At 38.2% G+C, this 23,586-nt stretch carries 21 protein-coding genes and 1 pseudogene; 20 read left to right on the top strand and 2 right to left on the bottom strand.

Annotation, left to right across the window (positions count from 1 at the left end; genetic code table 11):
* Positions 1-227: 227 nt before the first annotated feature.
* The 10 genes from xseA to ABE34_RS05730 all read left to right on the top strand — a co-directional run bounded on the left by xseA (position 228) and on the right by ABE34_RS05730 (position 10,777).
* The gene (gene xseA, locus ABE34_RS05775) at positions 228-1,580 is read left to right on the top strand and encodes an exodeoxyribonuclease VII large subunit (protein ID WP_197141067.1); all 1,353 of its coding nucleotides are present in this window, start codon (positions 228-230) and stop codon (positions 1,578-1,580) included.
* A 2-nt stretch (positions 1,581-1,582) separates the two neighbouring features.
* Positions 1,583-1,816 (top strand): exodeoxyribonuclease VII small subunit, encoded by a 234-nt coding sequence (gene xseB / locus ABE34_RS05770; RefSeq protein ID WP_079561801.1) that lies wholly within the window; start codon positions 1,583-1,585, stop codon positions 1,814-1,816.
* A 3-nt stretch (positions 1,817-1,819) separates the two neighbouring features.
* Complete coding sequence (locus ABE34_RS05765; protein WP_197141066.1) at positions 1,820-2,701, top strand: polyprenyl synthetase family protein; 882 nt, start codon at positions 1,820-1,822, stop codon at positions 2,699-2,701.
* 164 nt (positions 2,702-2,865) lie between these two features.
* The gene (gene dxs, locus ABE34_RS05760) at positions 2,866-4,767 is read left to right on the top strand and encodes a 1-deoxy-D-xylulose-5-phosphate synthase (protein ID WP_197141065.1); all 1,902 of its coding nucleotides are present in this window, start codon (positions 2,866-2,868) and stop codon (positions 4,765-4,767) included.
* The gene (locus ABE34_RS05755) at positions 4,767-5,585 is read left to right on the top strand and encodes a TlyA family RNA methyltransferase (protein WP_197141064.1); all 819 of its coding nucleotides are present in this window, start codon (positions 4,767-4,769) and stop codon (positions 5,583-5,585) included. Before dxs ends, ABE34_RS05755 begins: the two co-directional genes overlap by 1 nt.
* A gap of 100 nt (positions 5,586-5,685) precedes the next feature.
* Entirely contained in the window at positions 5,686-6,135 is a 450-nt protein-coding gene (ahrC, locus tag ABE34_RS05750; RefSeq protein WP_197141063.1) for a transcriptional regulator AhrC/ArgR, read from the top strand.
* 35 nt (positions 6,136-6,170) lie between these two features.
* Entirely contained in the window at positions 6,171-7,862 is a 1,692-nt protein-coding gene (gene recN, locus ABE34_RS05745; RefSeq protein ID WP_197141062.1) for a DNA repair protein RecN, read from the top strand.
* Between the two features lie 121 nt (positions 7,863-7,983).
* Positions 7,984-8,931, top strand: coding sequence for a SpoIVB peptidase S55 domain-containing protein (locus ABE34_RS05740; protein ID WP_197141061.1), 948 nt, complete (start codon positions 7,984-7,986; stop codon positions 8,929-8,931).
* A 333-nt stretch (positions 8,932-9,264) separates the two neighbouring features.
* Positions 9,265-10,056 carry a sporulation transcription factor Spo0A gene (gene spo0A / locus ABE34_RS05735; RefSeq protein WP_079561794.1) on the top strand — a complete coding sequence of 264 codons (792 nt, stop codon included), beginning with the start codon at positions 9,265-9,267 and terminating at the stop codon, positions 10,054-10,056.
* A 376-nt stretch (positions 10,057-10,432) separates the two neighbouring features.
* Entirely contained in the window at positions 10,433-10,777 is a 345-nt protein-coding gene (locus tag ABE34_RS05730) for a hypothetical protein (protein ID WP_197141060.1), read from the top strand.
* 56 nt (positions 10,778-10,833) lie between these two features.
* Here ABE34_RS05730 and ABE34_RS05725 read toward each other — a convergent pair.
* Positions 10,834-11,361 (bottom strand): annotated as a pseudogene (locus tag ABE34_RS05725) (IS3 family transposase); the annotation flags it as partial.
* Positions 11,362-11,539: 178 nt separating this feature from the next.
* Between ABE34_RS05725 and ABE34_RS05720 the strand changes: the two are divergent.
* The 5 genes from ABE34_RS05720 to ABE34_RS05700 all read left to right on the top strand — a co-directional run bounded on the left by ABE34_RS05720 (position 11,540) and on the right by ABE34_RS05700 (position 16,251).
* Positions 11,540-12,100 (top strand): hypothetical protein, encoded by a 561-nt coding sequence (locus tag ABE34_RS05720; RefSeq protein ID WP_197141057.1) that lies wholly within the window; start codon positions 11,540-11,542, stop codon positions 12,098-12,100.
* A gap of 705 nt (positions 12,101-12,805) precedes the next feature.
* Positions 12,806-13,186 carry a PH domain-containing protein gene (locus ABE34_RS05715; protein ID WP_197141056.1) on the top strand — a complete coding sequence of 127 codons (381 nt, stop codon included), beginning with the start codon at positions 12,806-12,808 and terminating at the stop codon, positions 13,184-13,186.
* Positions 13,187-13,404: 218 nt separating this feature from the next.
* Positions 13,405-13,596 (top strand): hypothetical protein, encoded by a 192-nt coding sequence (locus ABE34_RS05710; protein ID WP_197141055.1) that lies wholly within the window; start codon positions 13,405-13,407, stop codon positions 13,594-13,596.
* 365 nt (positions 13,597-13,961) lie between these two features.
* Positions 13,962-15,533, top strand: a complete 1,572-nt coding sequence (locus tag ABE34_RS05705) for a DUF342 domain-containing protein (RefSeq protein WP_197141053.1) — start codon at positions 13,962-13,964, stop codon at positions 15,531-15,533.
* On the top strand, positions 15,526-16,251 hold the full coding sequence (locus ABE34_RS05700; protein WP_197141051.1) for a glycerophosphodiester phosphodiesterase: 726 nt from the start codon (positions 15,526-15,528) through the stop codon (positions 16,249-16,251). The genes ABE34_RS05705 and ABE34_RS05700 overlap by 8 nt, the downstream gene beginning before the upstream one ends.
* Before the next feature lie 136 nt (positions 16,252-16,387).
* Here ABE34_RS05700 and ABE34_RS05695 read toward each other — a convergent pair whose 3' ends face one another.
* Entirely contained in the window at positions 16,388-16,624 is a 237-nt protein-coding gene (locus ABE34_RS05695; RefSeq protein WP_079561768.1) for a DUF2627 domain-containing protein, read from the bottom strand.
* A gap of 536 nt (positions 16,625-17,160) precedes the next feature.
* Between ABE34_RS05695 and ABE34_RS05690 the strand changes: the two genes are divergently transcribed.
* From ABE34_RS05690 to ABE34_RS05670, 5 genes are all read left to right on the top strand, one after another.
* Entirely contained in the window at positions 17,161-18,255 is a 1,095-nt protein-coding gene (locus tag ABE34_RS05690; RefSeq protein WP_197141050.1) for a Leu/Phe/Val dehydrogenase, read from the top strand.
* Positions 18,256-18,363: 108 nt separating this feature from the next.
* Complete coding sequence (gene lpdA / locus ABE34_RS05685; RefSeq protein ID WP_197141049.1) at positions 18,364-19,791, top strand: dihydrolipoyl dehydrogenase; 1,428 nt, start codon at positions 18,364-18,366, stop codon at positions 19,789-19,791.
* A gap of 237 nt (positions 19,792-20,028) precedes the next feature.
* Positions 20,029-21,045 carry a thiamine pyrophosphate-dependent dehydrogenase E1 component subunit alpha gene (locus ABE34_RS05680; protein WP_197141048.1) on the top strand — a complete coding sequence of 339 codons (1,017 nt, stop codon included), beginning with the start codon at positions 20,029-20,031 and terminating at the stop codon, positions 21,043-21,045.
* Entirely contained in the window at positions 21,045-22,028 is a 984-nt protein-coding gene (locus ABE34_RS05675) for an alpha-ketoacid dehydrogenase subunit beta (RefSeq protein ID WP_079561764.1), read from the top strand. The genes ABE34_RS05680 and ABE34_RS05675 overlap by 1 nt, the downstream gene beginning before the upstream one ends.
* A gap of 119 nt (positions 22,029-22,147) precedes the next feature.
* The gene (locus ABE34_RS05670) at positions 22,148-23,491 is read left to right on the top strand and encodes a dihydrolipoamide acetyltransferase family protein (protein ID WP_197141127.1); all 1,344 of its coding nucleotides are present in this window, start codon (positions 22,148-22,150) and stop codon (positions 23,489-23,491) included.
* Positions 23,492-23,586 lie beyond the last annotated feature (95 nt).

Below are 23,586 nucleotides of genomic sequence, written 5' to 3'. Positions count from 1 at the left end.
TCCCAGAAAAGCGCTCAGTCGAAACGCAACTCCACCCCTTATTTCGTCGAAAAGATATACTTTATCTAATACGAGGTCTTAAGATATGTTATAGTAAGGTTTTCAATTCTATGAAAGACAGTCGTTTTTTCAAGCGAAACTGCATTTTGGCACGTCAGGCACGATAAAAAATGTTATGATAGGTGTAGTTTTGTGAAAAACTTGATTTTAGTAAAGGAGCCGGAAAAATGACATCTGCTTCTTATTTAACTGTAAAAGCATTAACAAAATATATTAAACGGAAATTTGATGCTGATCCGCATTTACGTGAAGTCTATGTAAAGGGAGAGCTATCCAATGTCAAGATTCATCAATCGGGGCATATTTACTTTACATTAAAAGATGATGGAGCACGGATTGCGGCTACAATGTTTAAATCAGCGGCCGGAAAGTTGGCGTTTGAACCTAAGGAAGGTATGCAAGTATTTATTCGTGGGGATGTAAACGTTTACGAAGGCTACGGTACATATCAACTATATGTACAGGAAATGCAACCAGATGGAATCGGTAGCTTGTTTGTTGCCTTTAACCAGCTGAAAGAGCAGTTACAAAAAGAAGGGCTTTTTAAACCTGAGTGGAAACAACCAATTCCGAGGTTTCCTGAAAAAATCGGTGTTTTAACGTCGACAACAGGTGCAGCCATTCGAGATATCTGTACAACATTAAAGAGACGCTATCCACTTGCTGAAATTATTATTTACCCTACCCTAGTACAGGGAGCACAAGCAGCGCCAAATATTGTTCGCAATATTGAGAGCGCAAATATTGATGCGAGTTGCGATGTACTGATTGTTGGACGGGGCGGTGGATCGATTGAGGATTTGTGGGCATTTAATGAGGAAGTTGTCGCAAGAGCGATTTTTGAAAGTCGTATCCCTATTATTAGTGCAGTAGGTCATGAAACAGATACGACTATAGCGGATTATGTAGCTGATTTGCGTGCACCTACACCAACAGCAGCGGCTGAGATGGCTGTACCTGATCAACAGGATTTATTTCAGCGGGTGCTTACACAAAAATCACAGCTCCACCAAATTGTAAGAGCGCAACTTATGGCAGAACGGCAACGTCTAAATAAGCTCCAACAATCTTATCCGCTGTCAATGCCAGAACGTCTATATCGACCATTTACGGAAAGGCTAGCACAACTTGAGTCGGGATTGCAAAAAGCAATGCAGGTCGATTTAATGAAGAAAACAGCGCAGTTTCAACAATTACGTAGTGCTGTAGAGCAGCACTCACCGAAAAAAGCATTAGCTTTCCACCAACGAGAGCTAGAAGCACATGTCCAACAATTAACTCGTGCTACAACGCACTATGTAACGAAGCAAAAACAACAATTTGAGGCAACCGTCAGAACTTTAGAAGCATTGAATCCGCTTGCCATTTTAACAAGGGGCTTTACGGTAGCTTATAAAGATCAACAAATGTTGAAATCAGCAGCTGATGTTAAGCCACAGGATCAATTAACACTTTCTTTCCATGATGGAAAGGTTATTGCTGATGTGGTAAAGATCTTGCCTAAAAATGAGGGGGAATAATTGTGGCAGAGAAACAACAAACTTTCGCAGAAGCAATGACGGCACTAGAGGAAATTGTCCGTCAGCTAGAGCAAGGTGATGTGCCGCTAGAAAATGCGATTGATTTATATAAACAAGGCATGGAGCTTTCGCAATTTTGCCATAGCAAGCTACAAAATGCTGAAGAGCAGTTAATTTCAATTGTCCAAGAGACAGGTGAAACGACAGCATTTGATCCACTAAAGGGAGAGAACTAAGAAATGAATGAGCAATTAAAGCATTTTATTGAAAGCAACATACCACAAGTTGAAGCTGAAATGTTTGCACTAGTTGAGAAAATTGACGCACCAGCCAATTTAAAAGAATCAATGCTGTATTCATTAAAAGCTGGAGGTAAACGTATTCGCCCTCTTTTCGTTTTGGCTGTTCTTGAACTATACAAACAAAATTTAAAGCATGGTTTAACTGTAGGGTCAGTCATTGAAATCATCCATACGTATTCGTTAATCCATGATGATTTACCAAGTATGGATAATGACGATTTCCGCCGAGGTAAGCCGACAAACCATAAAGTTTATGGCGAAGCATTAGCGACGCTTGCTGGTGATGCATTGAATACACTTGCGTTTGGCATTTTAGCACGCATGGATGTATCAGCTGAAAAACGTATTGAACTTGTCAATCTGTTAAGTAAAGCAGCTGGTGCAGAAGGTATGGTTGGGGGTCAAGTACTCGATATAGAAGGTGAAAAGCGTCAGTTGAACTTAGCTGAGCTTGAGCATGTCCATATTAATAAAACGGGTGCTTTACTACGATTTAGTATTGAAGCGGGAGCGGTGTTAGCTGATGTATCGCAAAAAGAGCGCGAAACTTTAACAGAATATGCGCATCATATCGGTCTTGCCTTCCAAATTCAAGACGATATTTTAGATATTGAGGGAACTACAGAAGAACTAGGGAAAACTGCAGGTAAAGATGTAGCAAGTGATAAAAGCACATACCCAGCTCTGCTAACTTTAGATGGGGCAAAGGAAAAGCTTGCTGAGCATTATCAGCATGCCAATAACGCACTAGATAAATTGCAAGTGGATGCCAGCTTATTACGTGATTTTGCAGCCTATATTGTTCATCGTAAAAACTAGGATAAAAACGAGGCGTTAAAGGCATAGAGTATGCTAGAATAGGTGAGGGCGTTTGCCAATGTGCAAACAATAAAGTGTTCGTACTTTTAGCATATTGATAACACTGTTATAATGGTGGAAACACAATTACGGTGAATAATTTATTGAAAAGGTGTGTGAGAAAGGTGGATTTAAATAAGATAACTAGTCCAGCCTTTTTAAAAAACTTAGATAAGAAGGAGCTTGAGCGACTTGCGCAAGAAATTCGTGCCTTCTTAATCGAAAAATGTTCTGTCACAGGTGGTCATATCGGGCCGAACCTAGGTGTTGTGGAGCTAACGATTATGCTCCATAAAATGTTTGACAGTCCACAAGATAAGTTTTTATGGGATGTTGGCCACCAAGCTTACGTGCACAAAATTTTGACGGGTCGTGCAAGTCAATTTGATACATTACGTCAGTTCAAAGGACTTTGTGGTTTTCCAAAGCATGTTGAGAGTGAACATGATGAGTGGGAGACGGGGCATAGCTCGACATCTTTGTCAGCAGCTATGGGTATGGCAGCAGCACGTGATATTAAAAATGAAAAGAACTTCGTGATACCAATTATTGGAGATGGAGCTTTAACAGGTGGTATGGCACTAGAGGCATTAAACCATATCGGTCATGCTGAAACGAATATGATTGTCATTTTAAACGATAATGAAATGTCAATTGCTCCAAACGTCGGAGCGTTACACAATGTACTGGGACGTCTTCGTACAGCCAAGGAATATTCAAAAGCAAAAGAAGAACTGGAATCACTTATGAATAAGATTCCTGTGCTAGGCGGTAAGCTTGCTTCAACTGCTGAACGCTTAAAGGATAGCTTAAAATATTTAGTGGTATCAGGTGTGTTCTTTGAGGAGTTAGGCTTTAAATATCTAGGACCGATTGATGGACATGATTTCGAAGCTCTTGAGGCAACTTTATCACAAGCTAAAAAAGTAAAAGGTCCAGTGCTCGTTCATGTGATTACGAAAAAGGGTAAAGGGTATAAACCTGCTGAAGATGATACAATCGGTAATTGGCATGGGACAGGTCCTTATAAAATTGAAAACGGTGCCTTTGTAAAATCAGAAGCGAAAGGTCCAGCTTGGAGTAGTTTGGTTGCAGAGACTGTTCGTAAAATTGCTCATGAGGATAAACGAATCGTCACAATTACACCTGCAATGCCGGTGGGCTCAAAACTACAAGGGATCCAAAAGGATTTCCCAGAGCGTTTCTTTGATGTGGGGATTGCCGAACAACATGCAGCTACGATGGCAGCAGGTCTAGCGACGCAAAAAATGAAACCATTTTTAGCTATTTACTCAACATTCCTTCAACGTGCCTATGACCAAGTATTACATGATATTGCACGTCCAAACTTAAATGTATTTATAGGAATTGACCGTGCAGGCCTAGTTGGCGCAGACGGTGAAACACATCAAGGCGTATTTGATATTGCATTCCTTCGTCATATTCCAAATATGACAATTATGATGCCAAAAGATGAAAATGAAGGCCAACATATGGTGAAAACAGCCATTGACTATGATGGCGGTCCAATTGCGTTACGTTATCCACGAGGTAATGGTATAGGCGTTCCGTTAGATGATGAGCTTAAGACGTTACCGATTGGTAGCTGGGAAGTGCTGCGTGAAGGTAAGGATGCTACGATTTTAACCTTTGGTACGACGATTCCAATGGCAATGGAAGCAGCCGGTATTTTAGCACAGCAAGGTGTAGAGATAGAAGTAGTCAATGCTCGTTTCATTAAACCAATGGATGAGAATATGCTTCATCGTATATTATCAAGCCGCAAACCGATATTAACGATTGAAGAGGCGGTTTTACAAGGTGGTTTTGGTAGTGGTGTATTAGAATTTGCCCATGACCATGGCTATTTAAGTGCATTGATTGATCGTATGGGTATACCAGATCATTTTATTGAGCATGGTAATGTAGACCAACTTCTCGCTGAAATTCATATGACGGCTGAAGATACAGTGGCACGAATGCATGTGTTACTTCAACAAAAACAGCAAGTAGGTTTGAATAAATAATGACAAAACATCCAAAAGAACGTGTAGACATTTTACTTGTAGAGCGTGGGCTATGCGAAACGCGAGAAAAAGCAAAGCGCTCTATTATGGCAGGGCTTGTTTTTTCAAATGAAATTCGCATCGATAAGGCGGGGGAAAAAATCGCTATTGATGCACCACTACAAGTAAAAGGCTCAGATTTAAAATATGTTAGCCGTGGTGGCTTGAAGCTAGAAAAAGCGCTACAAATTTTTGATATGTCTGTAGAGGGGAAGCTAATGTTAGATATTGGCTCCTCTACAGGAGGATTTACCGATTGTGCATTACAGAATGGTGCAAGACATTGCTATGCATTGGACGTTGGTTCCAACCAACTAGCGTGGAAAATCCGCTCTGATGAACGTGTAACTGTCATGGAAAAAACAAATTTCCGTTATACTACTGCGCCAGATTTAACAGAGGGCTTACCAGACTTTGCAACTATTGATGTCAGCTTTATTTCATTATCACTTATTTTACCTGTCTTAAAAACATTGTTAATGCCAGGTGGCGATGTAATGGCACTTGTAAAGCCTCAGTTTGAAGCTGGGAAAGAGAAAGTCGGTAAAAAAGGTATTGTTCGTGATAAAAAGGTCCATTTAGAAGTTTTAGAAAAGACAGCAGCAATGGCGACAGAGGTTGGCTTTGTCGTTAAAGACGCTTCGTTTTCACCAATTACAGGAGGCGAGGGGAATATTGAATTTTTATTCCATTTAGTGAATCCTATTGGTGATGAAGATGTCTCTGCATATACAGCTTTTAATACACTCGTTGAAGAAGCGCATAGTGCACTAAAATAACACGTGCTCGTTTACAGAGCCGTGTTTTTTCTTGTGCTTTTATGTTTTAAATGGTAGTGTAAATATACAAATATTCAACTATTTATAAGAGGTGACCGAGATGAACAAAGGACAACGACATATACGAATTCGGGATATTATAGCCAATCATGAAATCGAAACACAAGATGATTTAGTCGATTTTTTAAAAGATGCAGGCTATAATGTGACACAAGCAACAGTATCACGTGATATTAAAGAACTTCATCTTGTTAAAGTACCTTTACAAGATGGACGCTATAAATATAGCCTACCCGCAGACCAACGATTCAATCCTATACAAAAATTACATCGTGCGTTAGCTGATGCTTTTGTCAGCATTGATGGTGCATCACACTTTTTAGTGATGAAGGCTCTTCCTGGTAATGCCAATGCTATTGCATCATTACTTGACCATTTAGATTGGCCTCAAATTTTAGGAACTATTTCTGGAGACGATACTATTTTAATTATTTGTCGTAATGAAGATGAGCGTGAAAATACTAAAAATCGCTTATTAGAGATGCTATAAAATAGCAGGGTAATTTGATACAGAGGTGACATTTTGTGTTAAGAGAGCTAAGTATAAGAAACTTTGCCATCATCGAGGATTTAACTGTTAGTTTTTCAGGTGGTTTAACTGTTTTAACAGGTGAAACAGGAGCAGGGAAATCCATTATTATCGATGCAGTGCATTTACTTGCTGGAGGACGAGGAAATACCGAATTTATTCGTCATGGAGCTAAAAAGGCAGAATTAGGTGGTTTATTTCAAATTTCAAGTTCTGGGCATCCTGTACATAAGAAACTTGAAGAGGCAGGCATTGAAATTGAAGAAGATACCATTATTTTACGCCGTGATTTAAATGATTCTGGAAAAAGTGTTTGTCGAGTAAACGGTAAACTTGTGCCATTATCTGTTTTACGTGATATTGGGGCTAGCCTTATCGATATTCATGGTCAGCATGAAAATCAAGAATTAATGGATGAGAAGCAGCATATCTCTTTACTTGATCATTTTGCCGAGGAACAACTTACACCAATTCAAGAGGCATACAGTTCTCAATATGATGAATATCGTTCACTAAAAAAAGAGTTAGCTTCGATTTCGATTGATGAGCAGTTAATGGCACAACGTATTGATTTGTATCAATTCCAAATGAAAGAGCTGGAAGATGCAAATTTAAAGCTTGGCGAGGAAGATGAGCTTCTTGATGAACGCCGTCGTCTAATGAATTTCAATAAGATTTTTGAACGCTCCAGTGCAGCATATGAAGCCATTCAAGGTGAATCGAAAGGCCTTGACTGGATCGGCAATGCAATGGGAGCCTTAGAGGATGCTGCCACTATTGACGAACAATTTAAAGAGGCATCCGAATCTGTTACGACTGCATTTTATGCGTTACAAGATGCTGCGTATCAGGTTAAAAATGTGTTGGACGAATTAGAATTTGACCCCGCTCGATTAAATGAGGTTGAGCAACGTTTAGCCTTATTACAAAATTTGAAGCGCAAATATGGCTCAACAGTTGAAGAGATTTTAGCGTATTACGATAAAATCAAAAATGAGCTAAATGAGCTTTTAAATCGAGACGAAATTTTGCAAGTGAAAGAACGAAAAGTGCTGGAGATGGAAACGGTACTTGAAGAGCTTGCTGCAGAACTTTCTACTGTACGAAAGGATGCTGCACATAATTTAAGTGAAGCTATTATGGCCGAACTGCGTGAATTACATATGGAAAAAGCAAAATTTATTGTGAATTTTGATGAATTACCTTTCTTTGATGCAAACGGAAAAGACCAAGTAATTTTTTATATTTCTACGAATGTGGGCGAGCCGCCAAAATCTTTGCCGAAAATTGCTTCTGGTGGAGAATTATCGCGTATGATGCTTGCGTTAAAGACGATTTTCTCATCGTCAAATGGCATCACCTCTATTATTTTTGATGAGGTAGACACAGGTGTAAGTGGTCGCGTAGCGCAAGCAATCGCAGAAAAAATTGCAGCAGTATCCATTAACTCTCAAGTTTTATGTATTTCGCATTTACCACAAGTAGCTGCGATGGCTGATCATCATTATTTTATTAAAAAAGAAGTTGAGCATGATCGAACATTTACGTCATTGCTGGAAATAGATACGAATGCTCGTATCGAAGAAGTCAGTCGCATGATATCTGGAGCGGAAATTACAGATTTAACATTGCAGCACGCAACAGAGCTTTTAAAAATGGCGAATGAACGAAAAAAACAAATGAGATAGCAAAAGAATCCAGAAACAGCTCGTTGTTTCTGGGTTTTTTCTTTTTGCGCAAATATTTACCGCTTATAAGAACGCCACAACAACACATAGTATAAAGACAAAAATAAAAAGGAGGTGTCGTATGTATCGTCGTTGGCGTCAATTTGTCATTTTGCCTATGCTCATCGTTTTATTATTCATGCCCGTAAAGGCTTTTGCCGCAAAAAAGCTAATTCCGATGGGCGAAGCAATTGGTATTCAACTTCAGCTATCACATGTATTTGTAGCACATGATGTGCTATTAGCCTCCAATCAGTGGATGAAAGGAGGCGCTGTAATTGAAAAAATAAATGATATTACAGTAAAAACACTTGCAGATGCCAAAAAAGCTGTTGCTCGACAAGGACAACAGAAATGGACGATAAAAAATGAAGGAAAAGAAGTGACACTTGAGTTACAGGAGCAAGAAGCTGAACATGTTATTTCCTTTCTAAAAGATGAAACAGATGGAGTAGGAACATTGACATACATTGATCCAGAGACAAAAAATTACGGTGCGTTAGGCCACCAGATCGTCGATTCAACCTTACAAGAAGCCCCTAATTTCCATGCTGGCTCCATTTTTTTAGCTTCGATTCAACAAATTCGTAAAAGTATACCTGGCCAACCTGGCTATAAAATATCCTCCATTGAAAAACATCAGGAACGATTAGGGAGTATAGATAAAAATACAGTTTATGGAATTTTCGGCCGTTGGGAAGACGGTTATCAACAAAGTTTGCCTAAAGCAATTGAAATTATGCATGAAAAGGATATAAAAGCAGGAAAAGCAGAAATCTATACAGCGATCAAAGGCAGTAAGGTGGAAACTTTTTCAATTGAAATTATAAAGGTTGAAAATGAACGCCTTGAATTCATAGTCACTGACAAAAAGCTCATTGAAAAAACAGGCGGTATTTTGCAGGGAATGAGTGGCAGTCCTATCATTCAAGACGGTCGTTTTGTAGGTGCGGTTACGCATATGTTTGTGGAGGAGCCGAAAAAAGGAGCAGCCATCACTGTAGCGGAAATGTTAAAAAAATCATCTTAAACGAAGGAGCTGCCAAAAGGTGGCTCCTTTTTTTCATGAAAATATATTGTTCACCATGTATTTCGTTTATTTATGAAGTGATTAGCGATACTTATAAAAAACTGTAGTTTTATCTCCATTTTTTCACTAAAATAAATGGTAGAAGCATTCGAAGCTTTGTCAGTTATTTATCATAACTTGTCGATATTAAAAGAAAGTATCGGACTACATACTCATTTTTGGAAATTGAAAAGGTTTTTAAAACAAAAATGTCGAAAATTCCACAGTGTGCAAAAAAAGCATTGGGGTAGGTAACGGGATATTCGAAGCACAGTTCAGAAGGAGGAATTTTAAATGACAAAGGTTAAAGTAGCGATTGCAGATGATAATCGTGAGTTATTAAAAACGATGGAGCAGTATTTTCAAGGACATCCAGAAATTGAAATCATTGCAACTGCTTCAAATGGTAAAGTTTGTTTACAAATGCTTGAGGAATTCACACCAGATATTTTGCTGCTAGATATTATTATGCCACATCTTGATGGGCTAGCTGTTTTAGAGTCGATGTATCAAAATGAACAAATGTCATCAATTCAAGTTATAATGTTAACTGCATTTGGTCAAGAAGATGTGATGAAACAAGCTGTAGACTTAGGTGCATCCTATTTCATGCTAAAGCCATTTGAATTTGATCAATTGGTTCAAAAAATCTTACATTGTGCTGGACAGAAAGCAACACTTCCTAAAAAGACAAGTGTTTTACAACCGACGGCACCTCAAAAATTAAATCAACATCAATTAGATAGCACAATTACGGCCATTATTAAAGAAATTGGCGTTCCTGCACATATAAAAGGTTACTCTTATTTGAGAGAAGCTATTCAGATGGTATTCGAAGATATCGAGTTATTAGGATCTGTGACGAAAATTTTATATCCAGAAATTGCTAAAAAATTCAATACAACACCATCACGCGTTGAACGTGCGATTCGTCATGCCATTGAAGTCGCATGGAACCGTGGCAATTATGAATCGATTTCGTCGATGTTTGGTTATACGGTACATCATTTGAAGTCGAAACCGACAAATAGCGAATTCATCGCCATGATCGCTGACAAGATTCGCATTGATATGATGGCGAGCTAAGGTTAGAGCTACAAAGGATTACAGGACTTATTTAGAGAGAATTCATACAGACTAACTACAGAGTTCATATCATAAAACTAATGTTAATTAATTGAATTAAATTATGAAACACATTCATTTATGGGGAAAATCCCGTTCATGGAGGTGTTTTTTTTTTGACTGATATTGAAAATGAAGTCAAACCTTAAAGCTATACGCAAAAAGGATGTTTGATGCTGGGGAATATTAGTGAATATGTAGTTGTGGAGTTAAATTACTTTAGTGGAAATTGAGGATTATTTAGGATAGTTGTTGATGGATAAGAACAATCTCTGTTGGAGAAAATATTTGTGAACTTAAAAACATGTTCAAATTTCAAGGATTGGGAGGAATAAATATGTCATCTGAAATGGGAGATATACATCGTACTGGTCAAGACATTAACGACGTAATAGTACACTTTGGTGGGCAAGCTGAGAGTGTTTTTAGTTCATTGGCTGAACAAGGTCGAGTTTCAATACAAAAGAAAGCAGACGAATTAGCTGCACAGTATCTTGAAAGTAATCCTAACCCAGACTATTTTGATTGTGTTCAAATTGTAGCGGAGGGAATTTTTACAGCAGGGAACGAAATAAAGGCTAACAGTGGTTCTTGGGGAGAATCAGTAGATGCAGCACTTGATGCTGGTGTTGGAACGCCAGCGGCAAAAATAGCTTGTCAAAGAATAACGATGTCACATTAATTTTTGATAAAGCATAGGCGTTAATGACCTGACCAATAAAAGTTAGGCATATTTAGTTAAACAACTTCTAAGACCTGAGTTCGGTACTCTACCGGGCTTAGGTCTTCGTTTGTGATTGTAAAAGTGACGATAGTCCTCAAATCACTTTCCAAAATGTACCTTGGATTCAAATTCTTATAGATACAGGAGTTCAGATTTTAATAAGCCAAAGAAATTTTCAATGACTGCGTTATTTAAACAATTGTCCTTACGGGACATACTTTGCGTAATCCCATGTTGTATTAATGTTCGTTGATACTTTTTCATTTGATAGTGCCAACCTTGGTCCGAATGAAGAACGACTTGATCACCTGATTGAAGGCGCCCCAATGCTTGTTCTAGCATATCATGGACCAGCTTATACAGGCGACGATTCATTACTGTGTATGCAATGATTTCGCCATTACATAAATCAAGGACGGGTGATAAGTAACGTTTCTCACCAAATAGATGGAACTCCATCACGTCTGTTACCCATTTCTCGTTCATTTTTTCGCTGTAAAATCGCGTTGTAATATGTTTGGGGCAATTTTTCTGACCATGCCTCACAAGGATTAATATGAATTAGATTGGAAAAGTATTTACAAGAAGTGGGAACCCCTAATTGTTTATTTTGTACGCTACCATAACCATTCTCACAGCTCATAAAAAAATAGGTATTCCTTTACAATTATATCATTGGTAATATATAACTGTAAGTAGTGAAAATAGGGGTGTTGTGAAGTGAGGAAAATTAAATGGTTAACTCTAATTGGTTTTATAATGATTCTATCGGCGTGCGGTAAGGATGAATCTGTGAAGACTGATGTTAATAATGTATCAGAAACTGAACCTAAAGAGAAAATTGAAGTAGCACCAAAAGAAATGGAAGAAGAGGTTATTGACCCACAACCTAAAAATGATTTAAGTGCAGAAGTCGATATAATTATGAAAGATTTCAATATCATCCTAGTTGAACATCAAGAAAACTTGAATGAATATTTGTTAGGCACTTCCAATTTGCCATTAGAGGATTATCAAATGAAAGAGTTAATCGAAACTGGTGAATCAGTTGAAGAAAGTATGTATATTATCAAATTAAATACTATTACTGAAGGTGATAAAAAGATTGCATACCTATTTGAAGAACTGAAAAAATACCAAGATATAAGGTTTCAAGCACTTAAAAAGTATATAGATGAGCCTAATGATTATGACTTAGAAATTATTAAGGCTAATACAGTTTTAGTTTCTGATATTGCATTAAAGATGATTGATATTAGAGCAAAAGGAATTGAAGAATAACAGCGTACTCTCTTTTGAGTAGGTTGTTTTTTTTGAATCACCCACACCCTACCATACAATAGAAGAATACCAACAGATTTTCAGACCGATAAATGAATGAAACTTTAGTTAAATAAAATATGTTCAAAAAACCCCTATGTATCAACATTTAAAATTTTTACATTCCCTTACGACAAATAGCGAATTCATTTGCTATGATCGCGAGCTAATCGTGGTTATAGGTTTGACTTAGCGGAGAATGATTAGAAAATTATTATTTATAGCAATTTTACTCTATATTTTATAACGCCTTTTTAGACAGTCTACACCGACTGTTTGAGAGGTCTATTTTAATTTGGAGAGGTTTGATTACGTAGAATAGTAACAAAACAGGCTTACTCAGTTCAATTCAAGCTAAATGTATTACACTTTATGATTGAAAGGATGTCTTTTTTACGTTCGATAAGAGTACGATTATTAAATTAGATTCCTTTACGAGTTGCACTATGACGTTAAATATTTATCACTAAAGACTTGGAAGTATTTTGAACTGACTATAACGCTCTTTAAGAATTACATTAAGCAGGAACTCAGTTTCACAGTTACCTAATCGTTATTTGTATAGCTATATGAAGGAAATAAAATTTTTGAAAATTGCACACGTAATTTATGGAAAAATAATCTCATATTCTAAATGAAGGATGGACATTAGGAAGGGGAGTAAAGATGGGGATATTTGATGGAATAATAGGTAATGCAAGTGAAGTTAATCTAGAAAAGTTAAAGGAAGAAGTTAAAGGCTTATTAACACCTAATGAAACAATTAAGAATGCTTACAAAATTATTAGAGACACGTTTATTTTTACGGATAAAAGACTTATTTTAATCGATAAACAAGGAGTGACTGGAAAGAAGACGCAATACCATTCAATTCCATATAAAAGTATTCTTCATTTTTCAGTTGAAACGGCAGGGACATTTGATTTAGATGCAGAGTTGAAAATTTGGGTTTCAGGTAATGAATTACCGATACAGAAAAGCTTTAATAAATCAACTAACATATATAAAATTCAAAGTGTATTAGCGGAACATGTATTAGGAAAGTAATTAATTAAACGATCGACAATGCTGTTGATCGTTTATAACTTATTTCAGCATGTCTCCAACAACCGCTGAAATAGAGGAACTCAGTCTAAGAACGCCACGTACTGTGGCAATTTGACTGTGCAACAGCAACACAAGATTGAGTGATCAACATCGGATTGGCCCAAAGCCTATTCCGGACACAATTATACCGAGGTATAATTGATTTGGGGTGATAACAGGTGAAAAGCGTAAACATACAGCTTGACGAAAAAAACTCGTTAGAAATAACGCAGATAGAAGATAATTTATTTGAAGTGCGGCTTGGAATGAATGGAAGCATTAGCGTTTACTACATGACACGTGAGCAGCTCTTGAATTTTGATCAACTAGGCGCTCATTTGCGCATTGAGTCTATTCTGGAGGAAGATTAAGAGTCATCATTCAACTCTGTATAAATGGTTTCCGAGGGATATGTATTTAGTATTGAAGGCCTAAGTAAAATTATGAAAATTAAGACAGATATATTATCTGTTTTTTTAGTTAGTTGAAGATTTAGTAAATTTCCTGATTGTTAATAGTGAAATTTATACAATTTGGACAGTGAGATTTTGAAGAACTGAGTAAAATATTACTTTTGTATAGTATAAATCACCTAATTATCATATGAAAATGAAAATATTGGATGTGAATATTGCTTATAAAGTATGTGTATCTTCTTTCTGAGTAGTGACAATTGTCTCTAAACAAATGTAAATAGATTGTATATACTTACAGTTAGAGGGAAGGAGGAGGTAGCTTGATTCTAGTTCGAAATGATAAATTCGAAATAACAGAAGAAAATGGCAAAGTGTATATGCTTACTTTCAGTGCCGGTTTTCCATTAAAAGAATTTGATAGTATTTTACGAAGTCATCCCCGACTTAAATTGTCAAATTTTTCAATATTAAAAAATGTCTTAGCAACTGAAAGCACAAGCCCTGTTGAAATTGGACGCTGGCTTCCAAATGTTGAAGCTGAAGTTGCACGAGATAAAATGTCTGCCTCAATATTTATCTATGAAACACATGATTATATTCTAAAGAATAAAGAGAAATTAACGGAACAAATTTTGGAAACTATCGAAAGCGAAGGAATTGTTCATGGCATATTAGATTTTGATATTTCTAACATTGAGACAGGAAAAGCATTTTTAATTGCTCAAGGTACACAACCAGTAGCAGGAACAGATGCACAAATTACATACTTACCTAAACCAGAGAGAAAGCCAGTAATTCGCGAAGATGGCAAAGCTGATTATTATGACATGAACTTTATTTCTGAAATATCCGAAGGTTCGTGGCTAGGCGAGAAAATTCCTGCGACATTAGGTAAACCAGGGGAAAATGTACTAGGAGAAATAATGGCTGCAGTACCGGGTCGTGATTTTCCTATACGATATGATAAAAAATCGGCTTATGAAGTGGAAGAGGATGGGAAAACTGTCATCCGTTCAAAAATAGCTGGTGTATTAGATGATGTCAAAGGCATGATCGGAGTTAATAGACATTTGCCAATTCATGGGGACGTGGGCGTTGAAACAGGGAATCTCGAATTTAATGGCTCTTTAAGCATTAAAGGAACAGTTACATCAGGCTATACAGTCATTGCTACTGGAGATATTTCCATTGAGGGTGCCGAAGGTGTAAGCGGTGCCAAACTGATTAAATCCCTTGAAGGCGACGTCTATATTCGCGGAGGGATTTTTGGTCTAGGATCAACGCTTGTAGAGGCAGGCGGCAATATTTTCGTTAAGCATGTTAATGAAGCAAATCTAGTTGCAGCTGACAGCATTCATATAGGATCTTATGCATTAGGATCCCAGCTCTCTGCCCATTCTATCTTTGTGGACGAACGAAAAGGAAAAATTATTGGGGGCCGTGCAGTAGCCAAAAATACAATCGTTACGGCCATCTCAGGAAATCGTTTAGAGCGTCGAACTGATTTAATTATCGAAAGCGTCAATAAACAGGAAAGCTATTCTATTATGCAAGAGAAGGCGGAGAAGCTTAAGCAACTGCAATCAGAAATCGCTGAGCACGAGGGGAAAATTAAAAGCTTACTGCCACTCCTAAACCAAATGTCTAAGGAGCAAATAGCTACATTTGAAGGTACAAAACAAGTTTTAACAAAATTGAAAGCGGATGCAGTGACCATTGATCGTGAGGTTAAACTCATAATGGATGAAATGCGCCATGCTGGAAAAGAGGAGATTACTGTTACGAAGGAAGCACATCCTGGTACCTATATTCAAATTGGCAAAAAATCATCCTTATTAAATAAGATTAAAAAGGGTAAATTTCTTATTGAATTTGGTGAGTTAAATGCTTAGCGAATCCTTTATTCCTGTATTTGCACATCGTGGGGCATCCGCGTATGCACTTGAAAATACTTTGAAGTCTTTTGAAAAGGCATTAGAGCTAGGGGCAGATGGAATTGAATTAGATATCCAGCTTTCAAAAGAGGGCATTCCAGTAGTGTTTCATGATCCACAGCTATCAAGATTAGTAGGCATCAATAAGCTTGTGAACGAATGTACGAAAGAGGAGCTAATAAGCTTTAAACTTGGGAAGCCGTGGAGACGAGTATTTTCAACGTATAAAATTCCGACGTTTGAAGTTGTTTTAGCATGGGCAAATTCTCAACAGCTCCCACTTAATATTGAATTAAAATCAACACTTCTTGATAATAAAAGCGCACTTATTCAAATGCTACATGGGCTTACTTTGCCTGGAGGTAGTCATTTTTCTTCGTTTCACTATGAGCTTTTAGAGATTGTGAAACAATATAAGCCAGACTATGAAACAGCACTTATAGCAACGAAAAAATTAAAATGGGATTTGCTTCGTGATTACAAAGCAATTGATAGTGTTCATATGCATAAAAGATATTATAAACCAAGATATTTAGAGGCTTGTGTAGCGAGTGATAAAGCATGTCGTTTTTATGCAATTGATGGGAATGAAGCATTTTTAACGAATCCCCATCCTTCTGTAATTGGTTGGATTTCTGATTTTCCAGATAAAGTGATTAAGCGACAACAACGTTAATCAATGTCGCCTCGGCAATATTGTTGTTGCTGTCGCTTCGCTTTCGCACAGAATAGAAAATGTAGCTGAAGATTTTGAATGAAGATAAAAATAGCTATCCAATAAGTCCGCCTTAGACTTATTAGGATAGCTATTTTTATTTTTTTTGGAAGCGCGGAGCCACTTTTCCATTTTTCCGATCGCGGTGAAGTAAAAAACCTGCGAAAAAGCCAAAGCCTATAACAAAAAGAATAATGCCAACGACAAATTGTAGCCATAAAAATGGGAAAGGTGAAATGAGCTTACCAAATAATGTATCACGCATAAATTTAATGCCACCTGCAGCCATAAGACCGGGAATAAGCATTACTATAAATGCAGCAAAACGAGCCATGCACGTCCCTCCTTATTCCTAAGTTTAATTGTACCTGTGGATATTGGAATGTCAAGAAACGTTATAAAACTATGGAACTGATGAACCAGAAAACAAGTAAGACAAAACGTGATAATCATAACTGAATCTTTAGAAAATTCTTACTTAAACAAGAAAATGTAATAATAGTTGCTAAATTGTGAAATTGTCAGTATTGTAAAATTAAATGGAGCAATATTATCCATTGTTAAACAATTTTAAATTCTTCAGCAGGTGTCCAAATACCTGGTAAAAGAATTTAAAGCCTCTGGCGGATGTCACAGAATCGGAAAGAAAAACAATATAGGATGTTAGCCTAAAATCATCGCATCCATGCGATAACGGCTAACTGACCTGCGTCGTGTTGTCGCTGCGCTTTCGCACAAAAAACATCTGCAGGCCTATGCACAAAGCCGATTCCGGACGCAGTTATGCCGAGGCATAATTGATATACTAATTATACTGAATTGGAATGGGCATTTGGGGATGCACTTTCCAAAGCAAAGGGGCGAGTTTTCATGGAAATCTTCAAGTATATGGAAAAGTATGATTATGAACAATTGGTATTTTGCCAAGATGAAGCATCAGGGTTAAAAGCGATTATCGCTATCCATGACACAACACTTGGACCAGCATTAGGCGGGGCACGTATGTGGACATATGCATCAGAAGAAAATGCGATAGAGGATGCATTGCGTTTAGCAAGAGGGATGACCTATAAAAATGCTGCAGCTGGTTTAAACCTTGGCGGTGGAAAAACGGTTATTATCGGTGACCCATTTAAAGATAAAAATGAAGAAATGTTCCGTGCACTAGGACGTTTTATCCAAGGGCTTAATGGTCGTTATATTACGGCAGAAGATGTAGGTACAACAGTGACAGATATGGATTTAATGCATGAAGAAACAAATTATGTAACGGGAATTTCCCCTGCTTTTGGTTCATCAGGAAATCCTTCTCCAGTAACTGCATACGGCGTTTACCTTGGGATGAAAGCAGCAGCAAAAGAAGCATTTGGATCTGACTCATTAGAGGGACGTACTATTTCTGTACAAGGTTTAGGGAACGTAGCCTACAAGCTTTGCGAATATTTACATAATGAAGGTGCAAAACTTGTTGTTACAGACATTAATCAAGTGGCAATTGATCGCGTTGTGAATGATTTTGATGCGACTGCTGTAGCACCGGAGGAAATCTATTCACAGGAAGTTGATATTTTCGCACCTTGTGCATTAGGGGCGATTTTAAATGATGAAACGATTCCGCAACTAAAAGCAAAGGTTATCGCAGGTTCTGCCAATAACCAATTACAAGATTCTCGACATGGTGATTATTTACATGAATTAGAGATAGTTTATGCACCTGATTATGTAATTAATGCTGGTGGAGTAATAAATGTAGCTGATGAATTATATGGATATAACCGTGAACGTGCAATGAAACGTGTCGAAGGCATTTACGATAGTCTTGAAAAAATCTTCGCGATTTCTAAACGTGATGGTATACCGACGTATGTAGCAGCTAATCGTTTAGCAGAAGAACGTATCGCTCGAGTATCAAAGTCTCGTAGCCAATTCTTAAAAAATGAAAAAAATATTTTAAACGGTCGTTAAGTGCCGCTTATTCGTTGAAAGAAGTCGCATTGTCGACTTCTTCTAACTTTATCGTAAATTAATAGATTACATTAATGATTAGCATTTTTCTCACAAGGGGGAATCTATATGGCTCAAAACTATGATGTTGTCATTTTAGGCGGAGGTACAGGGGGCTATGTAGCTGCAATTCGAGCTGCACAATTGGGCTTAAAAACAGCTATTGTCGAACGTGAACGACTAGGTGGAACATGCTTGCATAAAGGCTGTATACCAAGTAAGGCCTTACTTAGAAGTGCAGAAGTGTATCGTATGGCAAATAAAACTGCGGCTGAATATGGTGTTGATATTGAAGGGGTTACATTGCAATTCGACAAAGTGCAAGAAAGGAAGCAAGCTATTGTTGAGCAATTGAGCCAAGGTGTGAATACACTGATGAAAAAGGGCAAAATAGACGTTTATCAGGGATTAGGGCGAATTTTAGGTCCATCTATTTTCTCACCGATGCCTGGCACTATTTCAGTTGAAATGAGTAATGGCGATGAAAATGAAATGCTAGTTCCAACAAATGTGGTGATTGCTACAGGATCAAAGCCAAGAGGAATGGCGGGACTAACGGTTGATGGTAAATATGTGATGAATTCTGATCATGCATTGGAAATGGAAGAACTGCCAAAGTCGTTGTTAATTGTTGGCGGAGGAGTAATTGGAATTGAATGGGCCTCGATGCTTTGCGATTTTGGGGTTTACGTAACGGTCATTGAATATGGGCCATCCATTTTACCTGCAGAGGATGCGGATATTGTAAAAGAAGTTACAAAGCAACTTGAAAAAAGAGGCGTCCGCATTGTGACGAACGCTCGCTTAGATTCAGAATCCTTTAAAATTGAAAATGATAACGTTTTCATTTCTGCAAAAGTAAATGATAAGGATGAATTGTTTGAGGCAGATAAATTATTGCTTTGTGTTGGACGTGAAGCCAATACACAAGGTATTGGTTTAGAAAATACAGAAATAGAAGTAGAAAATGGATTTATCAAAGTCAATGATTCGTATCAAACGAAGGAATCACATATGTATGCCATAGGGGATGTTATTGGTGGCTTACAATTAGCGCATGTTGCTTCACACGAAGGGGTGTCTGCTATTGAGCATATTGCAACGGGTAAAACAGAGGGACTTGATGTTCTAAATGTTCCGAAATGTGTTTATTCTTACCCTGAGGTCGCAAGTATTGGCTTAACAGAAAGAGATGCACAAGAGCAAGGTTATTCATTGAAGGTTGGTAAGTTTCCGTTCAAGGCGATCGGAAAAGCATTAGTTAATGGAGAGACGGATGGTTTTGTAAAAATTGTTGCTGATGAAGAAACGAATGATATTTTGGGTATTCATATGGTAGGACCACATGTGACAGATTTAATTGGAGAAGCATCGCTTGCTAAATTATTAGATGCAACGCCTTGGGAAATAAGTCAGGCCATTCATCCACATCCGTCACTGAATGAGGTGCTAGCGGAATCGGCGTTAGCAGTGGATCATCGGGCCATTCATTTTTAAGATTCGTAGTTTCTGTAACTAAAGTCTAGGGTCAAACAAAAATCTGTTCTTGATTAACAGGTAGATTGATATAAGTGCTCATAAAGAGGAAGGTGACGTCGTTCATGGAAAACGTCCTTTCTGGAGTGGAATGTGCAATCAAGTACATATTTTTATGAAGAGCCATAATTGCTTTAGTTATCTGTATCCAGAAAGTGTTTTTGTAGCGAAAGCGAAACGTTCGAAAGGGGTGTTCGTATGCAAGGTGTTCAAATTAAGCATGAGGATTTAGGTTTAACAAATGAAGATGTGCTTGCAATATTCGAAACGATGTTAATGGCAAGAAGACTAGATGAACGAATGTGGTTATTAAATCGTTCTGGTAAAATTCCGTTTGTTATTTCTTGTCAGGGTCAGGAGGCGGCGCAAGTAGGGGCAGCATTTGCTCTTGATCATAACAAAGATTATATTGCACCTTATTATCGTGATATGGGTGTTGTTTTACATTTTGGTATGACACCGAGAGAATTGATGTTATCTGCATTTGCTAAAGCAGAGGACCCGAACTCGGGTGGGCGCCAAATGCCAGGTCACTTTGGACATAAGAAAAATCGTATTTTAACAGGTTCTTCGCCAGTTACGACACAAGTTCCACACGCGGTGGGCGTAGCATTAGCAGGGCGCCTACAAAAGGAAGATTTTATTACCTTCGTTACACTCGGTGAAGGTTCATCTAACCAAGGTGATTTCCATGAAGGTGCGAACTTCGCAGGAGTGCATAAGCTTCCAGTAATTATAATGGTAGAAAATAATCAATATGCAATTTCTGTGCCAGTTGAACGTCAATTAGGCTGTGCGAAAGTATCAGATCGCGGTATTGGCTATGGTATGCCAGGTGTTACAGTTGATGGAAAATGTCCGTTGCAAGTCTATAAGGTTGTGAAAGAAGCGGCTGATCGTGCACGTAGAGGCGAAGGTCCAAGTTTAATAGAGACAGTGACGTATCGCTTAACGGCGCATTCTTCGGATGATGATGATCGTCAATATCGAACTGCTGAGGATATAGCTGAAGGAAAGGCAAAGGATCCAATTTTGTTATTTGAAAAGTATCTAATGGATACTGGAGTTATGACGGAAAAACTGCGTACTGAAATAGAAGAACGTGTCATGGCAGAGGTGAATGAAGCAACAGATTATGCAGAAGCTGCTCCGTATGCACCACCAGAGCATGCTATGAAATACGTATATGCACCAGTGGACGGAGGTGACATGTAATGGCAGTGATGTCTTATATTGATGCGATTACATTAGCGATGAAGGAAGAGATGGAACGTGACGAGCGTGTTTTCATTTTAGGAGAGGACGTTGGTCGTAAAGGTGGGGTTTTCAAAGCGACAGCAGGTCTTTACGATCAATTTGGTGAACATCGGGTACTTGACACACCTCTTGCAGAGAGTGCTATTGCAGGTGTTGGTATTGGTGCTGCGATGTATGGAATGCGTCCAATTGCTGAAATGCAATTTGCTGACTTCATCATGCCTGCAGTTAACCAAATTGTTTCTGAGGCTGCAAAAATCCGCTATCGTTCAAACAATGATTGGTCTTGCCCGATGGTTATACGTGCACCATTTGGTGGAGGTATTCACGGAGCGCTTTACCATTCGCAATCTGTAGAGGCGCTTTTTGCAGGAACACCAGGATTAAAAATTGTTATACCTTCAACACCGTACGATGCTAAAGGCTTATTAAAAGCAGCGATTCGCGATGAAGATCCAGTGCTATTTTTTGAGCATAAGCGTGCATATCGACTTATTAAAGGCGAAGTCCCAGTAGACGATTACACATTGCCGATTGGTAAGGCAGATGTTAAGCGGGAAGGGGAAGACGTTACTGTTATTACGTATGGTTTAGCTGTCCATTTTGCATTACAAGCTGCAGAGCGTCTAGCAGCAGATGGTATTTCAGCGCATATTCTTGACCTACGCACGGTTTATCCGCTTGATAAAGAAGCAATCATTGAGGCGGCAAGTAAAACAGGTAAAGTTTTACTAGTTACTGAGGATAATAAAGAAGGTAGCATTATGAGTGAAGTTGCAGCAATCATTGCAGAGCATTGTTTATTTGAACTCGATGCACCAATTCAGCGTCTTGCAGGACCTGATGTTCCGGCAATGCCGTACGCACCGACGATGGAAAAATATTTTATGATCAACCCTGATAAAGTAGAGCGTGCGATGCGAGAACTTGCCGCATTCTAATATAAATGGATCTATTTCTGTTAACCACTCATGTGGTAAATGGTGAGAGTTTATATAAATATGATAGTAATTTGATAGATACAATTACACCTAGGCATAATTGATGGGGGGAATAGATGATGGCTATTCAAAATATTACAATGCCACAGCTCGGCGAAAGTGTAACAGAAGGTACGATTGAAAAATGGCTTGTCAAACCAGGTGATACAGTAAAAAAATATGATCCACTAGCAGAAGTTGTTACAGATAAAGTAAATGCAGAAATCCCATCTTCTTTTGAAGGAGTCATATCAGAGCTACTTGCAGAGGAAGGGCAAACGTTACCGGTTGGTGCAGTTGTTTGTTCCGTTGAAATAGCAGGTGACAGTGAGTTACCTCCACCACCTCCAGCTAAAAAATCAGCGGTGAGTACGGCAATTTTAAATGCAGGTGTACAAAAGAAACAGGAGACTCAGCAACCAACTACAGCTACAAGAGAATCGCAAAAAACAGTTCGTCAGGATAAAGTACGTTATTCACCAGCTGTTCTTCGACTTGCACAAGAGTATGAAATTGCCCTTGATCAAATCACAGGTACTGGTGAAGGTGGACGTATTACAAGAAAAGACCTAATGAAACTGATTGAAACAGGGAATGTGCCAACGCCTCTAGTGGAAACATCACCTGTAGTCGATGAAAAAGTTCCGCAATCAGCACCGGTTACAACACATGCAGCACAAGAGAATACGAAAGCGGCTACACCTACACAACCGATGCAAGCAGGTGATATTGAAATTCCAGTAACGAAGGTGCGCCGTGCAATAGCCAATAATATGGTACGAAGCGTTCATGAAGTGCCACATGCATGGATGATGATGGAAGTGGACGTCACAGATTTAGTAGCATATCGTGATAGCATAAAGACTAAGTTTAAGCAAAAAGAAGGCTTTAATATTACGTATTTTGCTTTCTTTGTAAAAGCTGTAGCTCAAGCTCTAAAGGAATTCCCAATGATGAACTCTATGTGGGCAGAGGACAAAATTATTCAAAAGCATGACATCAATATTTCCATTGCTGTCGCAACAGATGATGCGTTATTTGTTCCTGTTATAAAACACGCTGATGAAAAATCGATTAAAGGCATTGCGAGGGAAATTCATGAGCTTGCAGGAAAAGTTCGTGCCGGAAAACTGTCGATGGATGATATAAAAGGTGGTACATTTACGGTTAATAATACAGGTGCATTCGGCTCTGTTCAGTCGATGGGCATCATTAATTACCCACAAGCGGCTATCCTCCAAGTGGAAAGTATTGTAAAAAAACCAGTTATTTTACCTGGTGGGATGTTCGCGGCACGAGATATTGTGAATTTATGTTTATCTTTAGATCATCGAGTTCTCGACGGACTTGTTTGTGGTAAATTCCTAAATAGAGTAAAAGAAATACTCGAAAATACAAATAAATCTTCAACGTCAGTCTACTGATGACTTGTCGGAAGCCTGTTATATAACGGTTTCCGATTTTTTTTTGCTTTGCGAGTCGCAATTTGTCATGTAGAATAAAAAATAGAAACTACTAA

It is taken from the genome of Lysinibacillus sphaericus (assembly GCF_015844675.1).
In the GTDB taxonomy this organism is placed as follows: domain Bacteria; phylum Bacillota; class Bacilli; order Bacillales_A; family Planococcaceae; genus Lysinibacillus; species Lysinibacillus sphaericus_E.
Note: the sequence above shows the minus strand (reverse complement) of the source record. Positions and strands in the feature narration are given on the sequence as shown.

Bases quoted from the DNA above. Each gene is read 5' to 3' on its own strand.
- xseA (WP_197141067.1), top strand. From the start codon at position 228: ATGACATCTGCTTCTTATTTAACTGTAAAAGCATTAACAAAATATATT.
- ABE34_RS05765 (WP_197141066.1), top strand. From the start codon at position 1,820: ATGAATGAGCAATTAAAGCATTTTATTGAAAGCAACATACCACAAGTT.
- ABE34_RS05755 (WP_197141064.1), top strand. From the start codon at position 4,767: ATGACAAAACATCCAAAAGAACGTGTAGACATTTTACTTGTAGAGCGT.
- ahrC (WP_197141063.1), top strand. From the start codon at position 5,686: ATGAACAAAGGACAACGACATATACGAATTCGGGATATTATAGCCAAT.
- ABE34_RS05740 (WP_197141061.1), top strand. From the start codon at position 7,984: ATGTATCGTCGTTGGCGTCAATTTGTCATTTTGCCTATGCTCATCGTT.
- spo0A (WP_079561794.1), top strand. From the start codon at position 9,265: ATGACAAAGGTTAAAGTAGCGATTGCAGATGATAATCGTGAGTTATTA.
- ABE34_RS05730 (WP_197141060.1), top strand. From the start codon at position 10,433: ATGTCATCTGAAATGGGAGATATACATCGTACTGGTCAAGACATTAAC.
- ABE34_RS05715 (WP_197141056.1), top strand. From the start codon at position 12,806: ATGGGGATATTTGATGGAATAATAGGTAATGCAAGTGAAGTTAATCTA.
- ABE34_RS05700 (WP_197141051.1), top strand. From the start codon at position 15,526: ATGCTTAGCGAATCCTTTATTCCTGTATTTGCACATCGTGGGGCATCC.
- ABE34_RS05695 (WP_079561768.1), bottom strand. From the start codon at position 16,624: ATGGCTCGTTTTGCTGCATTTATAGTAATGCTTATTCCCGGTCTTATG.
- ABE34_RS05690 (WP_197141050.1), top strand. From the start codon at position 17,161: ATGGAAATCTTCAAGTATATGGAAAAGTATGATTATGAACAATTGGTA.
- lpdA (WP_197141049.1), top strand. From the start codon at position 18,364: ATGGCTCAAAACTATGATGTTGTCATTTTAGGCGGAGGTACAGGGGGC.
- ABE34_RS05680 (WP_197141048.1), top strand. From the start codon at position 20,029: ATGCAAGGTGTTCAAATTAAGCATGAGGATTTAGGTTTAACAAATGAA.
- ABE34_RS05675 (WP_079561764.1), top strand. From the start codon at position 21,045: ATGGCAGTGATGTCTTATATTGATGCGATTACATTAGCGATGAAGGAA.
- ABE34_RS05670 (WP_197141127.1), top strand. From the start codon at position 22,148: ATGGCTATTCAAAATATTACAATGCCACAGCTCGGCGAAAGTGTAACA.